9 protein-coding genes and 1 CRISPR repeat array are annotated in these 14,908 nt (G+C 36.7%); of the genes, 6 read left to right on the top strand and 3 right to left on the bottom strand.

Annotation, left to right across the window (positions count from 1 at the left end):
* Nucleotides 1–2 precede the first annotated feature (2 nt).
* Nucleotides 3–1,897: a CRISPR direct-repeat array (repeat unit 47 nt; unit sequence GTTGTGTTGTATCCCAAAGATACTGAAAAATGAAAGCAATTCACAAC).
* Between the two features lie 193 nt (nucleotides 1,898–2,090).
* Nucleotides 2,091–3,638, bottom strand: a complete 1,548-nt coding sequence (locus tag ACVFVN_RS01745) for a M20/M25/M40 family metallo-hydrolase (RefSeq protein WP_456233914.1) — start codon at nucleotides 3,636–3,638, stop codon at nucleotides 2,091–2,093.
* A gap of 101 nt (nucleotides 3,639–3,739) precedes the next feature.
* Here ACVFVN_RS01745 and ACVFVN_RS01740 point away from each other — a divergent pair, with 101 nt between their 5' ends.
* Complete coding sequence (locus ACVFVN_RS01740; RefSeq protein ID WP_456233913.1) at nucleotides 3,740–4,267, top strand: GNAT family N-acetyltransferase; 528 nt, start codon at nucleotides 3,740–3,742, stop codon at nucleotides 4,265–4,267.
* A 66-nt stretch (nucleotides 4,268–4,333) separates the two neighbouring features.
* Here the strand turns inward: ACVFVN_RS01740 and ACVFVN_RS01735 are convergent, their stop codons facing one another.
* Nucleotides 4,334–5,578 (bottom strand): dicarboxylate/amino acid:cation symporter, encoded by a 1,245-nt coding sequence (locus tag ACVFVN_RS01735; protein WP_456233912.1) that lies wholly within the window; start codon nucleotides 5,576–5,578, stop codon nucleotides 4,334–4,336.
* Nucleotides 5,579–5,765: 187 nt separating this feature from the next.
* Here ACVFVN_RS01735 and ACVFVN_RS01730 point away from each other — a divergent pair, with 187 nt between their 5' ends.
* The 4 genes from ACVFVN_RS01730 (at nucleotide 5,766) to ACVFVN_RS01715 (ending at nucleotide 9,073) form a co-directional block, all read left to right on the top strand.
* Nucleotides 5,766–6,680, top strand: a complete 915-nt coding sequence (locus ACVFVN_RS01730; protein ID WP_456233911.1) for a DnaJ C-terminal domain-containing protein — start codon at nucleotides 5,766–5,768, stop codon at nucleotides 6,678–6,680.
* 2 nt (nucleotides 6,681–6,682) lie between these two features.
* A complete protein-coding gene (locus ACVFVN_RS01725) occupies nucleotides 6,683–6,997 on the top strand; it encodes a chaperone modulator CbpM (RefSeq protein ID WP_165133273.1) in 315 nt (104 codons plus the stop codon).
* 32 nt (nucleotides 6,998–7,029) lie between these two features.
* The gene (locus ACVFVN_RS01720; RefSeq protein WP_456233910.1) at nucleotides 7,030–7,983 is read left to right on the top strand and encodes a YpdA family putative bacillithiol disulfide reductase; all 954 of its coding nucleotides are present in this window, start codon (nucleotides 7,030–7,032) and stop codon (nucleotides 7,981–7,983) included.
* 64 nt (nucleotides 7,984–8,047) lie between these two features.
* Entirely contained in the window at nucleotides 8,048–9,073 is a 1,026-nt protein-coding gene (locus tag ACVFVN_RS01715) for a L,D-transpeptidase (protein WP_456233909.1), read from the top strand.
* Between the two features lie 37 nt (nucleotides 9,074–9,110).
* On the opposite strand, the gene ACVFVN_RS01710 is transcribed toward ACVFVN_RS01715, so the two are convergent.
* Nucleotides 9,111–9,797 carry a hypothetical protein gene (locus ACVFVN_RS01710; protein ID WP_456233908.1) on the bottom strand — a complete coding sequence of 229 codons (687 nt, stop codon included), beginning with the start codon at nucleotides 9,795–9,797 and terminating at the stop codon, nucleotides 9,111–9,113.
* Nucleotides 9,798–10,004: 207 nt separating this feature from the next.
* On the opposite strand from ACVFVN_RS01710, the gene dnaE reads away from it, so the two are divergent.
* Complete coding sequence (gene dnaE / locus ACVFVN_RS01705; RefSeq protein WP_456233907.1) at nucleotides 10,005–14,651, top strand: DNA polymerase III subunit alpha; 4,647 nt, start codon at nucleotides 10,005–10,007, stop codon at nucleotides 14,649–14,651.
* Nucleotides 14,652–14,908 lie beyond the last annotated feature (257 nt).

Here is a 14,908-nt window from a genome sequence, read left to right as displayed (position 1 = left end):
AGGTTGTGTTGTATCCCAAAGATACTGAAAAATGAAAGCAATTCACAACTCTGAATGTATTTTGGCATATCAATAGGAGGTTGTGTTGTATCCCAAAGATACTGAAAAATGAAAGCAATTCACAACAGTGCTCATTGTTAATAGATATACTTTCTCGTTGTGTTGTATCCCAAAGATACTGAAAAATGAAAGCAATTCACAACGACGACGTGGTTGTTTATCAATTCCAAAGAGTTGTGTTGTATCCCAAAGATACTGAAAAATGAAAGCAATTCACAACCGTAACTTCCGAACATATTAACAGCAGAATGTTGTGTTGTATCCCAAAGATACTGAAAAATGAAAGCAATTCACAACGGTATCGGGAATCGAGTGTGGCGAGTTCTTGTTGTGTTGTATCCCAAAGATACTGAAAAATGAAAGCAATTCACAACAAGGATTTAAAAATAGGGGACGTGGTTACAGTTGTGTTGTATCCCAAAGATACTGAAAAATGAAAGCAATTCACAACGCGAAATGCGTCTTCCATCCATCCACGGCTGTTGTGTTGTATCCCAAAGATACTGAAAAATGAAAGCAATTCACAACCACGCCTTGATTTGGGGCTTCTATAAATTGGTTGTGTTGTATCCCAAAGATACTGAAAAATGAAAGCAATTCACAACAGCCCCATCAGATGTATGTAAATACACATAGTTGTGTTGTATCCCAAAGATACTGAAAAATGAAAGCAATTCACAACGAAAGAATGTAGTTGATTAATTTATATTTGGTTGTGTTGTATCCCAAAGATACTGAAAAATGAAAGCAATTCACAACTCATCGTAGCCAAGCCAGATGTACAGATCAGTTGTGTTGTATCCCAAAGATACTGAAAAATGAAAGCAATTCACAACTGTGGGTAAATTGACGTTTTGCCATTTTTAGTTGTGTTGTATCCCAAAGATACTGAAAAATGAAAGCAATTCACAACTATTTTAAGTTTTTACCTTTTATTTGGCTAGTTGTGTTGTATCCCAAAGATACTGAAAAATGAAAGCAATTCACAACGATAAAAGCGGCGGATTTTAAAACACAGGAGTTGTGTTGTATCCCAAAGATACTGAAAAATGAAAGCAATTCACAACCCATAATCATTGGTAAACTTGCCGGAAAAAGTTGTGTTGTATCCCAAAGATACTGAAAAATGAAAGCAATTCACAACCTACTATGGAATTGCTCCATTGCTTTTAAAGTTGTGTTGTATCCCAAAGATACTGAAAAATGAAAGCAATTCACAACTACGCTGCGGGGCACTTCTTTTCTGTTGGCGTTGTGTTGTATCCCAAAGATACTGAAAAATGAAAGCAATTCACAACTTTGTAATGGTGGGTACATTCCCAATACTCGTTGTGTTGTATCCCAAAGATACTGAAAAATGAAAGCAATTCACAACATTAACCAAACGACCGCCAATACCGTACCCGTTGTGTTGTATCCCAAAGATACTGAAAAATGAAAGCAATTCACAACAGCCATTGCTTAGCTTCTTGATTAATTATCGTTGTGTTGTATCCCAAAGATACTGAAAAATGAAAGCAATTCACAACATAAAAAGCTTGACTCAGAAAATATAATTGGTTGTGTTGTATCCCAAAGATACTGAAAAATGAAAGCAATTCACAACGACGACCTCGAAGAACCTTTATTAATGATGGTTGTGTCGTATCCCAAAGATACTGAAAAATGAAAGCAATTCACAACCTTGATGATTCTTGATGCAATGCACATGTCGTTGTGTCGTATCCCAAAGATACTGAAAAATGAAAGCAATTCACAACAACACTTATATTCGAACTCGTGATAAGAATGTTGTGTTGTATCCCAAAGATACTGAAAAATGAAAGCAATTCACAACATGCAGGAGCACCCAAAGGAATTCCTAATGGTTGTGTCGTATCTCAAAGATATCTAAAGAAATCTGTATAATTATTAATTAGATCTCGTAAAATGTTAGACTAAAAATTGGTTATAATTAAAACTTAATCCAAAGAAGAATTAGAATCTAGTAACTTTATATAGTTCGCAAGCTTTTGGCTTGCGAACGTTTTTTAATTTGTTCCAGTTCTTTTAGGTTCTTTTATTTCTGGCCAACTTTGTCCAGCTGGAAGTACTCTTTTCTGTTTGCTGGTTTGTTCAGGATCTTCAGAAGCCATATAGGCTAAAACAGCTGCCGCAATGACATTGTTTTTAACTTCATCAAACATTATTTTATCATAAGTATCTCTATTGGTATGCCAAGTGTAACCCGAATATCCCCAGTTGAGTGAACTTAGAGAAATGCCTGGAATTCCTGCCGCAACAAAAGAAGCATGGTCGGACCCGCCACCACCTGGTGTACCAGGGAAAGTTGTTTCTATGTGCTTGCTAACTTTTTTTGGTAAAGCCGCCATCCATCTTCCGAGATAGTCATAGGCATCAACAAAACCTTGACCTTGGATGTTGACCACGCGACCAGTCCCATTGTCTTGGTTAAAAGCCACTTGCGTATTGTTGATAATTTCGGGATTATCTTTTACGAAAGCTCGAGAGCCGTTAAGTCCCTGTTCTTCGCTTCCCCAAAGTCCTACTATAATTGTTCTCTTGTTATTGGGATAATATTTTTTTAAAATACGTGCAGCTTCCATCATAGTAATGGTGCCTGTTCCGTTATCTGTAGCGCCTTGTGCGCCGTCCCAAGAGTCAAGGTGTGCAGACAGAATAATATATTCGTTAGGCTTTTCTTTACCAAGTATAGTAGCAATGGTATTAAACGATTTTGCTTTGCCTAAGTTTTTAGATTCAGTATTGATTTTTATTTTTGGTTTTTTATCATTGGATGCCATCCGATAAAGCATACCATAATCTTCTACTGCAATGTCTATAGTTGGGATAGTCTTGGTCTTGGCACCAAATATACGGTTGGCTCCCATGATTCCTGTCCAATTAGAAATAACGATGCCAGCGGCACCTGCTTTTTCTAAAGCTTCAGGTAAGCTGTTGTTGTCGTAACCTGTGTTTTTGATTAAATTTTTAAAATCTTCCGTATCTTTTGCTCGTTGCGCCTTGAACTGCTCGTACAATTCTGGAGTAGCAAATTCTTTAATTTGATGATCTGGGCGTCCAGATCTTTGATATTGGGAAATTAACACTATTTTTCCTTTAACGTTTTTCAACCAATTACTGAATTCTTGTGCGTTATTCACTCTTGGTAAAACCACAACTTCAGCTTCTACAGGTTTCTTAGTAGATGGTGACCACGCCAACTGCATGGCTTCTAAACTTTTTATTCTAGGATAGGTCATTTCAACTTGAGTGATGCCACGCTGCCAAGAAGCCCATTCTCCGAATTGTTGATTTTTGGCTTCAATACCCCAAGATCTAAATTTATCAACCGACCAATTGTTGGCTTGCTCCATCGCAGGAGAGCCTACAAGACGTGGACCGATAACATCCAAAAGCTCAAAAGCAAGTTGCTCTAGCTGCGAGTTATTATTAACTTCGTTGACGATACTTTGGACAATGGGATCTAGTTTTTCTTCTGAGACATGTTGTTGTGCAAAAACTATTTGTGAGGACAATAGCAAAGCTGCAAAACTCGTTTTCATGTTGATTTTCATACACTATTCTTTTATACATTTAAGTTTTCAATTTAAGAATTAAATGCGAGCTTGCAAAACAAGTTTTTATTTTAAACAAATTCCTATTTTTGATTAAAATTATGAAACCAATGAATGTTTTTCCAAAGTTGAAAACCAAACGCCTAGTCATGAACGCTTACAAACCTACGGATGCGGAAGTAGTGTTTTTTCTTCGCTCTAGTCCCGAAGTTACAAAATACATCAAACGAGATCCTTATACAAGTATTGAACAAGCCGAAGATTTTATTAAAATGATAAGCCACCAGTTTGAAAATGATTTATCAATAACTTGGGCGCTGCGTTTCGAAGAAGAAGGCGACTTGTTGGGGTCAATTTGTTTTTGGAATTTTTCTGAAGATCGCAAAACAGCAGAAATTGGTTATGATCTTCAACCTATACATCAAGGAAAAGGCTATATGACAGAAGCGCTTAATGCCATTATTAAATATGGTCGGGAGGAATTAAAACTTAATTTAATAGAAGCCTTTACAAGTACATATAATGAGGCCTCAATAAAATTGTTGACGAATAATGATTTTGTCTTGAACCAATTAAGACATGATGACGACAATCTCGATAACTTAATTTTTGAAATGAAAATCCCTTGACTTTTGATCTTAATTGTCTTGATGTAAAATCGTTTTAATTAAAATTATAAAAAATAAAATTGAATTTTAAACTTCGTTGGGCGGATCGTATTTTTCACCGATAAGCCTTGCGGTCACCATCGCGGCTACCGTATCTCCTGTAGCATTGAGAACAGTTGCTAAAGGGTCAACCAATGTCCCAATAATCATTACTGCTGGGATGGCTTCTTGCGGAAGTTGATAGGCTGAAATCATCAACATTTCTCCAATGTAACCGCCATTTGGGATTCCACCAGCCACCACGCTAACAAAAACAGTTATTCCTAATGCAATAATCAGGTTGTTGAACGTGAAAAACTCCCAACCCAACAAAAGAAAAGCGACATATATTTTTATAATTGAAGATATGGAAGAACCGTTTTTATGAATGGTCGTTCCGATGGGGATGACAACATTGGCTACAGATGCAGGAATACCTATTTTCCTTGCAGCATCCAGATTGACAGGCATTGTTGCAAGACTACTACAAGTACTTATCGCTGTAAAACTCGGTAAAATATTATTTCTCCAAAATAAGGTGACGCCTTTTGGACCATGACCAATAAAAGCATAAAGACTAAAAAACACAAAAAAATATACCAACCCAGCACCATAATATACAGCCAAAGGTTTGGCGTAAAAACCAACCAGTTGTGGTCCCAAAGTGCCTACTTGATAAGCAATATAAGCACCTAGACCAATGGGTGCAGCTTTCATTATTAATAGAAGAAGATTTTTCATAATCTCGTTGCCACCTTCGATAAAGCTTTTAAAGGTTTTCACCTTTTCTGGATTGGATTGTCGAATCGAAATTCCTACTAAAAAAGAAAAAATCAAAAGTGCTAACATATTTTGTCGAGAAAGCAACATATAAAATTCACCAACACTAAAGAAACGTACAATGCGATCGCCCCAAGATTCTGTATCGGTAATATTTTCCACAACAACAGTTGCCATGTTCCCAGTAGGACGTACGGTAGGAAAAAGATAAACAGCGACAATACTAAATAAAGCCGCAATCAATACAAAAGCCAGAAAAGTAAACATCATTGCAAAAAGAATTTTGCCAAGTTTGTTACCTTGTTCGATAGAAGATACAGACGTTACAATTGCAAAAAATACCAAGGGTATGACAGTTACAAAAAGTAAATTCAGGAAAATATCACCAACTGGTTTCAGATAATTAACCATGTTGGGAAAAAAGATTCCTACAATACTACCGAAACTAATCCCTATTAACAAAAGAATGATATTGGAATAGCTTTGCCAAAAAGTCGATTGGGTAAAAGACATTCTTTAATTTTTTTATATAAGTAAAGTTAATTATGTTTTTGATTATTGAACTATGCTAATTAATTTATAAAGAAATTAAAAAAAATGATATAACTTTTCTTTTTAAAATTAATGATGAGAAAAGCCTTATAAGGAACAGTTATTGCAAGTCTGTTGTGGTCGATGATTAATAAAATAACCTAGAAATATGGCATTTATAGATTACTACAAAATACTTGGTGTTGACAAAAATGCCAGCCAAGATGACATCAAAAAAGCTTACCGCAAGCTAGCGCGAAAGCTACATCCCGATCTTAATCCTAACAACAAAGAAGCGGAAAAAAAATTCAAAGATCTTAACGAAGCTAACGAAGTTCTTTCAAATCCAGAAAACCGTGCAAAATATGATAAATACGGCGAAAATTGGAAACACGGCGAAGAATATGAAAAAGCGCAAAAGCAACAACAGCGTCAATATTCTCAAAATTATGACGGTGGCAGTTTTCAAGGGGCTAACTTTGGTGAGAACGACAATTTTTCGGATTTTTTCCAATCCATGTTTGGTGCTTCTGGTGGCGGTTTTGGACGTAGTAGCCGAGGTAGCGCGTCTGGAAAATTCAAAGGCCAAGATATTGCCGCAGAACTTAATTTAAGTTTACGTGATGCAGCAACCACACATCAACAGACTTTTGAAATCAATGGTAAAAAAGTTAGAATTACCATTCCTGCGGGGATTTACGATGGTCAACAGATAAAACTGAAAGGCCATGGAAATCCTGGTGTTAACGGCGGTCCACATGGTGATTTGTATATTACTTTTAATATCGCTGAAGATTCCGTTTTCAAAAGAAATGGCGACGATTTAAAAATTGATGTTAACATTGATCTTTACACAGCTTTGTTGGGTGGCGATGTCATGGTGCCGACTTTGGACGGGCAAGTCAAACTGAAAGTGAAATCTGTAACACAACCCGGAACCAATGTACGCCTCAAAGGCAAAGGTTTTCCAGTTTATAAAAAAGAAGGTCATTATGGCGATTTGTTCGTGACTTACCGCATTGATTTCCCAAAAGAACTCAACGAAAAACAAAAAGAATTAGTAGAACAACTTAAAAATAGCTAAGCATGTCTGACAGAATATCCATAGAAGAAATTATTAGAATTTATAAAGTTGATTACAGTTTTGTAGATGATCTCATCGATTCAGAATTGTTGCATCCCCAGATTGATAACAGCATTCGTTATATCGTTCATGATGAATTGTCGGATTTCGAGCGTTTTATCAATTGGCATTACGACCTCGATGTCAATTTGCAAGGCATTGAGATCATTCATGAAATGTTAAAAAAACTAAGACATTTACAAGAGGAAAACAGAAATCTCACACAACGTTTAGGCATAACAAAGCTAGAGTGGGAAGATGCGGATGATAATTTTTAAGTTTTTGAAATTTAAATTAAATTAAAACAAAAATGCTTGATATTATCATTGTAGGCGGTGGTCCAATTGGAATTGCATGTGCGATAGAAGCCGAAAAAAAAGGCTTGTCATATCTCATTTTAGAAAAAGGAAGCATTGCCAATAGTTTGTACAATTATCCTTTGTATATGCGGTTTTTCTCAACTGCTGAACGATTGGAGATCGACGAAATTCCATTTATTACAAGCTCGCCAAAACCTGGCAGACAAGATGCTTTAGAATATTATCAAGGCATTACACGTCAAAGAAAACTGAATATTAAACTTTACGAAGAAGTTTTAATGATTCAAAAAGATAAAAACAACTTTCAGGTGACAACGTCCAAAACCGGATATTTAGCGAAAAATGTCATCATTGCAACGGGTTTTTATGATATCCCGAATTTGTTACACGTGAAAGGCGAAGATTTACAAAAAGTCCATCATTATTACACCGAACCTTATCCCTATGCGCAACAAAAAGTTGTGGTTGTCGGCGCCAGCAATTCGGCAGTGGATGCTGCTTTGGAAATTTATCGAAAAGGAGGCGAGGTGTCAATGATTATTCGAGGGGCCGAAATAGGGAATCGCGTGAAATATTGGGTGAAACCAGATATTGAAAACCGAATAGCAGAAGGAAGTATTAAAGCTTATTTCAATTCTGAGTTGACAGAAATTACTGAATCTGCTGTTAAATTTAAAAACGAAAATGGAGAACAAGATATTGAAAACGATTTTGTACTCGCGTTGACAGGTTATTTACCAGATTTTCAATTTTTAAAAAACGCCGGAATTATTTTGGAAGGTGATGTCGATATTCCCGTACATGATGATAACACAATGGAGACCAATGTTAAATCTTTGTATCTTGCAGGCGTGGTTTGTGGTGGACGCAACACGCATTTGTGGTTTATAGAGAATTCCAGAATTCACGCGAAGAAGATTATTAAGCATATTACAAATTCTTAATAGCGGCTTGTCCAACTGAACTTGGTCTGGTTTTTGAATGTTAAAGAATTGTTAAAAAACGCGTATGAAAACCTATTTTAAACCAGTGTTTTGGCTTCTTTCTTCAGTTTTCGTCTTTATTCAATGTAAAAAAGAAGAGGCTTTGGCTGACAATATCTCTAGGCCTTCCGCAACTTTGCAAACCAATCCCAACATACATGTTGTGAAGATTGACACTGTTATTAAAGGCAAACAGGTTGAGCTTAAAAAAGAAATCGAGAAGAAAATTATCCCTAACAAAGATTTTCATTACACAGCTTTGCCTTACAAAAAAAATGATTCTTTAGCCAAAGACTTCAAAAAGAAATATTCCGCAGAAGAACTTTACACGATTTTGGCAATCAATCGTTTGGATAAAAAAAATCTTTATCGTGCAGACACTTTGGTCGTGCCAAGCGTAGTTGAGAAAGATTTTCTCCGTTATTCGCCATTTCCTGGCAATTTGCCTGTGTTGAAAGATGTTAAGAAATTTGTATTTTTCTCATATCCTATTCAGGCTTTTGGGGTTTATGAATATGGAAATTTGATTAAATGGGGACCAACCTCTATGGGGAAAAAGTCAACGCAAACGGATCGCGGTTTACATTTTGCGAATTGGAAAAAAGAAGTTTCCATCTCAACGGTTAGCGACGAATGGAAACTGAGATGGAATTTTAATATCAGCAATTTCAGAGGAATTGGCTGGCATCAATATGAAATGCCAGGTTATCCAGCGTCACATTCTTGCCTGCGCCTTTTGGAAAAAGATGCCAAATGGATGTACACTTTTGCGGATACATGGATTCTTAACCCAGGTGGGGCAACGGTGCGCGCGAACGGAACACCAGTTTATGTCTATGGAGATTACAAATGGGGCGGCAGAAAACCGTGGTACAATCTTATGGAAGATCCAAAAGCTAATGATATTTCGGTGAATGATATGACCAAAATTATTGAACCTGAGCTACAAAAAATCTTAAAAGAACAAGAGAATCGCGATCAAGTTGCGGCACAAGTTCTTATTGAAAAAGCCGAAAAGAAAAGACAAGACTCTTTGGATATTGCCATTTAGTTTGAAGCTGACATATAACAGGAAGCTGATTCTAGGTTTATTTGGAATCATTTTTTTTGAAATTTAAAATCGTTTTTTCAAAAAGAAGTTTTAGTTGGCCAATATTAAAATTACTGCAATAGCCGTATTTCAAAATATTCTGTTTTTCTTTTTGATTAAAACTGCTTAAAGAAAAATATATAAAACGATCGATATCATTGGGAGCAATCTCAAATTCAGCAAAGTATTCGTCAGATAGTTCTGCATGTAACCACATGACAAAATCGCTAAGCGCCCACTTATCATCAATTTTTCCAAAGCTAAATCCAGAACCAACAGGTTGGATAAATTCGCCAGGTTTTGGTTGTAAAACCGATAAGTCGGAAGGTTTTTTGAAATATTTGCGCAAACCAGTATTAACACGTCGTTCTCTAAGATTTGCACCATAATATTCGCTGTCTTTTTTGAGATTGCCAGTTGGGGTATAGACGACTTTTACCTCTTCAATTTCGGTGGGCAAAGGTTTTAAATAATAATCTTGGTCGACTGTATTTTCAGTAATTCGGAATTCTATAATCTCAAAACCTTTTTTCGTAATCCTGATTTTGTCATCAGATTTTGCAGGAATTAAAAATTCACCTTTGTCGTTTGACAAAACTTTTTGATCCGTTTTTAAATTAATTATTAAAGCCGAATTTACCGGAACTTGATTGTAGAAAAGCCTTCCCGAAATGTTTTGAGCCATTGCCAATTGAACGAATACAAATAGAAATAATAGTAAAATTATCCTCACGTTATTTTTTCTTAAAATTAAATTTAAAACTAAAACTTCAGTGATATTTAACCGAGATTAACACTTTTGTGTTTTTTTTATAAAATCAAATTTCTGTCACTTTTTTTCTGACAAATTATATCTTAACTTTACATCTCATTAGAATAAAAAGACGCCTCAATGTATTTAGTTTTCGATACCGAAACAACTGGTTTACCAAAGAATTTTAACGCTCCTTTATCAGACTCGGACAACTGGCCGCGCATGGTTCAGATTGCTTGGCAATTACACGATGAAGAAGGTAATCTTGTAGAAAATCAGGATTATATCATAAAGCCTGAGGCTTATGATATTCCGTTTAATGCAACAAGAATTCATGGTATTTCCACGAAAATGGCGCAGGAAGAAGGTCGTGATCTTCGGGAGGTTTTGTTAGAGTTTTCTGAAGTTTTGAGTCGTTCTAAAGTTGTGTCTGGGCATAATGTAGAATTCGATTACAATATTGTTGGCGCAGAATTTTTCCGAAAAGAAATTACCGATAATTTGCAAGAAAAACCAAAAGCGGATACCATGCATTTGGGGACCGACTTTTGTAAATTAGGTGGCGGTAGAAATGGAAGATACAAATCGCCGAAATTGGGTGAGCTTTACGAAAAACTCTATGGAACCGATTTCGATGAAGCGCACAATGCCGCAGCCGATGTTAATGCGACGGCACAGGTCTTTTTTGAGATGATGAGAATTGGTCTTATCCCAGCAGATCTATTAAAGATTTCGGAAGATCAACTTAAGCTTTATCAAAAATTACATCCAGAGCCGATCCAGCCTTTTGATATTGTTATTCGTCGGCAGGTAGCTGGGTTTAATAACAAAAAGAAAAAGCAAGATTTTGGAAGTATTGACGAGATTGATCTTGGTAAATATTTCAACTTTAATAGTCACAGTGTTTATTCCACATTGCAAGCGTCGTCTAGTATTGGTGATTTGATTAAAATCGCAACCACAGAAAATTATCCTGCAGTTGGGATGGTGGATATTGGGAATATGATGGGCGCTTTCAAATTTGTTTCTGCTGTGGAAGCTGTTAATAGCGATCGCGAAAAAGCTTATAAAACTTACCTCGAAAAGAAACAAGAAGCGGAAGAAAAATCAGAAGATTTTAAGGAAGAAGAGCCTAACAAAGAACCATTGATTCCGATTATCGGTTGCGAGTTTTTTATATCAGATCGGTACGAGCAAAAACAATTTACCAAAGATGATCCAGATAAAAGAACACAAATGGTGCTTCTTGCCAAGGATTTTGAAGGCTATAAAAATTTAGCAAAACTGTCTAGTATCGGTTTTGTTAAGGGATTTTATTTTGGTGTTCCGAGAATTAGTCGAGAAGTTATTTCCCAATACAAAGAAGGATTGATTGCTTTAACATCAAGTATTTATGGTGATATTCCAGATGCGATTCTTAACATAGGGGAGCAAAAAGGAGAGGAGCGTTTCAAATGGTGGAAAGAGGAGTTTGGGGATGATTTTTATGTTCAGATTCAGAATCATAATTTGCCAGAAGAAGAACACCTCAACGACGTACTTTTGCAATTTGCTGAGAAATATGAAGTTAAAATTTTAGCACAAAACGAAACTTTTTATACCCATAAAGAAGATGCCAATATCCAAGATATTTTGGTATGTATAAAAGATGGTGAAAAATTGTCAACGCCTGTTGGGAAGGGTTTTGGGAAACGTAAAGGTCTTAACACGCAAGAATATTATATAAAAACGGGAGATGAGCTCAAACGTGCTTTTCAGGATTATCCCGATGCTTTTGATGCTTATGAAGAATTTGTAGGAAAGTTTAAACCTTATCGTTTGAAACGTGATGTTTTGCTTCCGAAGTTCGATATTCCAGAACAGTTTGTCCATCCAGAAGATGATGTTGATGGCGGAAAGCGTGGCGAAATGGCATATTTGACCCATTTGACTTATGAAGGAGCTAAGAAAAGATATGTAGAAACGGGCATTACCGATGAGATCAAAGAACGTCTTGATTTTGAGCTCGATGTTATCGCGAATACAGGTTATCCGGGTTACTTTTTGATTGTACAGGATTTCTGTAACGAAGCTAGAAATATGGGCGTTTGGGTTGGTCCAGGACGTGGGTCGGCAGCAGGTTCGGCGGTGGCATATTGCATCGGAATTACCAATGTTGATCCCATTAAATATGATTTGCTATTTGAGCGTTTTCTTAATCCAGAGCGTGTATCGATGCCAGATATTGATATCGACTTTGATGATGAAGGCCGTGACAAAATTATCAAATGGGTGGTTGAAAAATATGGTAAAACGCAGGTTGCACAGATCATTACGTATTCAATTCTTGGGGGTAAGTCGGCGATTAAAGACGCTGGAAGGGTTTTGGACCTTCCAATTCCCGATACCAACAATATCGCCAAATTGATTCCTTCTACACCAGGAATGAACATCGCTAAAGCTTTAGCAAAGTATGATAAACTAAAACCAGAAGAACAGCTTTTGGTGGATGAAATGAAAATGGTGCTAGATGATCCCAATGATCATCGTCACCAGGTTTTGGCTAGTGCAAAAAAAATGGAAGGTTGCGTAAGAAATACAGGGATTCATGCTTGTGGGGTTATTATTACGCCAGAAGATGTTAGCAATCTTGTTCCTGTAACTATTGCTGCAAAAGACGCTGATATTTTGGTGTCACAATTTGATAACTCGGTGGCGGAAAGTGCTGGTCTTTTGAAGATGGACTTCCTAGGATTAAGAACGCTTACGATTATTAAAGATGCTTTGAAGTTGGTAAAACAACGACACGATATTGATATTGATCCCGATCTTATTCCCTTGGATGATGCCAAAACCTATCAATTATTTAAAGAAGGAAGAACGGTTGGAATTTTCCAATACGAAAGTCCCGGAATGCAAAAATATATGCGTGAGCTGAAACCAACGGTTTTTGCTGACCTTATTGCCATGAATGCACTTTACCGTCCAGGCCCTATCAAGTATATCCCGAACTTTATTAATCGTAAACATGGGATTGAGGAAATCGTTTATGATTTACCAGAAACCGAAGAATATCTTAAGGAAACCTACGGTATTACGGTGTATCAAGAGCAGGTAATGTTGCTGTCGCAGAAGTTGGCAAACTTTACAAAAGGGGAGGCCGATACGTTAAGAAAAGCAATGGGTAAAAAGCAAATTGATGTTCTTAATAAAATGTATCCGAAATTCATAGAAGGCGGAAGAAAAAATAATCTCGATGAAGGACCTTTAGAAAAAATTTGGAACGACTGGAAAGCCTTTGCAGAATATGCTTTTAACAAGTCGCACTCTACATGTTATGCGTTTATTGCTTACCAAACGGCTTATCTTAAAGCCAATTATCCCGCAGAATATATGGCGAGTGTGATGAGTAATAACATCAACAATACGGATCAGATTACCATGTTCATGGAAGATTGCAAAAGTATGGGCGTTGATGTTTTGGGACCAGATGTTAACGAATCGCAGTACAAATTTGCAGTTAACGAAAAAGGTCAAATTCGATTTGGTTTGGGAGCGATAAAAGGTATTGGAGAAGGACCAAGCGAGGCGATTTATGAAGAACGACAAAATGGAAAATTCAAAAATATATATGAGTTTTTTGAGCGCGTACCAAGTTCGCAGGTTAACAAACGTGTTGTCGAAAGTTTGGTAATCGCTGGTGCTTTCGATGGTTTGGATAATTATCATCGTGCGCAATATTTTGACATCGATAATTCTGGCAAAACCAATGTGGAACGGCTAATCCGCTATGGACAAAGTTTCCATGAAGGTAAAAATGAAGTCGAAAACTCTTTGTTTGCTGATTTTGCTGACGAAATCCAAATAGAAAAACCCAAACTTTTGCCTTGTGCAGAATGGCCAAACATGTACAAACTGAATAAAGAAAAAGAAAGTATCGGTTTCTACCTTTCGGCGCATCCTTTGGATGAATTCAAATATCAGTTTCAGTTTATACAAGGGGTTTTGTCCAAAAAAGCAGTTTTGGAAAGTCAGAACGATGAGGTGCCTCAAGATACAATGGATGCTTTATTAAGTTTAGAAGAAGATATAGAAGATGATGTTAGTTTTGATATCGATGTTGAAGATCCAGACGGTACTTCAGAATTGGTAGAAACTTCTAAAAAACAAGCAGAGCCAAAAGGCAGTTTTAATTTCTTTAATCTCGACGAATTAGATTATTTTAAAGACAATGTATTCCCAAAGTTGGCAAAACCAGCCGAAGAAAAGAAAGATTGGCGCAACCGTGATAAAGACACAGGGAAAGAATATTCTGTGGCGGGACTTATCACAGAATATCGTGTGCAGGATGGTTTCAAAAGTGGTGAAAAAGTTGCGTTTGTAACCTTGGAGGATTATACAGGCTCTTACTCTTTTCGGTTGGGCGATCGCGATTATATGAAACTGAAAGAAAAATTGGAAGTTCAGCGATTTGTCATTCTGAAAATCAAATTTGCGCAAGTTAAAGACGGTCGTGTATTTGTCAATGTTAACGATGTTATTGAGCTTAAAGAAGCTTTTGACAAGTTTGCAAAAAGTATGTCGGTGGTGGTTAGTCTGGATAGTTTGCGCCCTTCGGATATTAACTTTTTCAAAAACTCATTTTTGGGACACGATTATGGTGATCAAAAACTAAGCTTCTTTGTCAAAAACCCTGAAGATAACAGCGTTATCGAATTGGTATCCATGCAACATCGCATCAAGATCAACGATGAATTGCTCAGCATAGTACACGATGTTAACAACTACGAAGTTTTCCTAAACTAAATATTTTTAACTAAATTTTTTTGGGCGTGCCCACAAGATTTTCCAAGGCTATTTCCAAGTCGAAAATCTTGTGGTCGGGCTCTTTGTTTCAATCTTATGCATGACGCTCGGACGGCTCCGCTACGCTCCGCCGCCTCGCGTCATGCATAAGGATTTCCACGGCGATCCCTCACGCGACATTGGTTTTGTTGTCTTTTTTAGGGAAAAGTGGTTTTTTCTAGACAAACCCGAGATAGATTTTTTTTCTGTAACAGCTC

The sequence above is a fragment of the Soonwooa purpurea genome, from assembly GCF_053891095.1.
The sequence above is the reverse complement of the archived record's forward strand: the minus strand, read 5'-3'. Positions and strand labels throughout refer to the sequence as shown.

Coding starts and splice junctions, on each gene's coding strand:
- ACVFVN_RS01745 (WP_456233914.1), bottom strand. CDS start 3,638: ATGAAAATCAACATGAAAACGAGTTTTGCAGCTTTGCTATTGTCCTCA.
- ACVFVN_RS01740 (WP_456233913.1), top strand. CDS start 3,740: ATGAAACCAATGAATGTTTTTCCAAAGTTGAAAACCAAACGCCTAGTC.
- ACVFVN_RS01735 (WP_456233912.1), bottom strand. CDS start 5,578: ATGTCTTTTACCCAATCGACTTTTTGGCAAAGCTATTCCAATATCATT.
- ACVFVN_RS01730 (WP_456233911.1), top strand. CDS start 5,766: ATGGCATTTATAGATTACTACAAAATACTTGGTGTTGACAAAAATGCC.
- ACVFVN_RS01725 (WP_165133273.1), top strand. CDS start 6,683: ATGTCTGACAGAATATCCATAGAAGAAATTATTAGAATTTATAAAGTT.
- ACVFVN_RS01720 (WP_456233910.1), top strand. CDS start 7,030: ATGCTTGATATTATCATTGTAGGCGGTGGTCCAATTGGAATTGCATGT.
- ACVFVN_RS01715 (WP_456233909.1), top strand. CDS start 8,048: ATGAAAACCTATTTTAAACCAGTGTTTTGGCTTCTTTCTTCAGTTTTC.
- ACVFVN_RS01710 (WP_456233908.1), bottom strand. CDS start 9,797: ATGGCTCAAAACATTTCGGGAAGGCTTTTCTACAATCAAGTTCCGGTA.
- dnaE (WP_456233907.1), top strand. CDS start 10,005: ATGTATTTAGTTTTCGATACCGAAACAACTGGTTTACCAAAGAATTTT.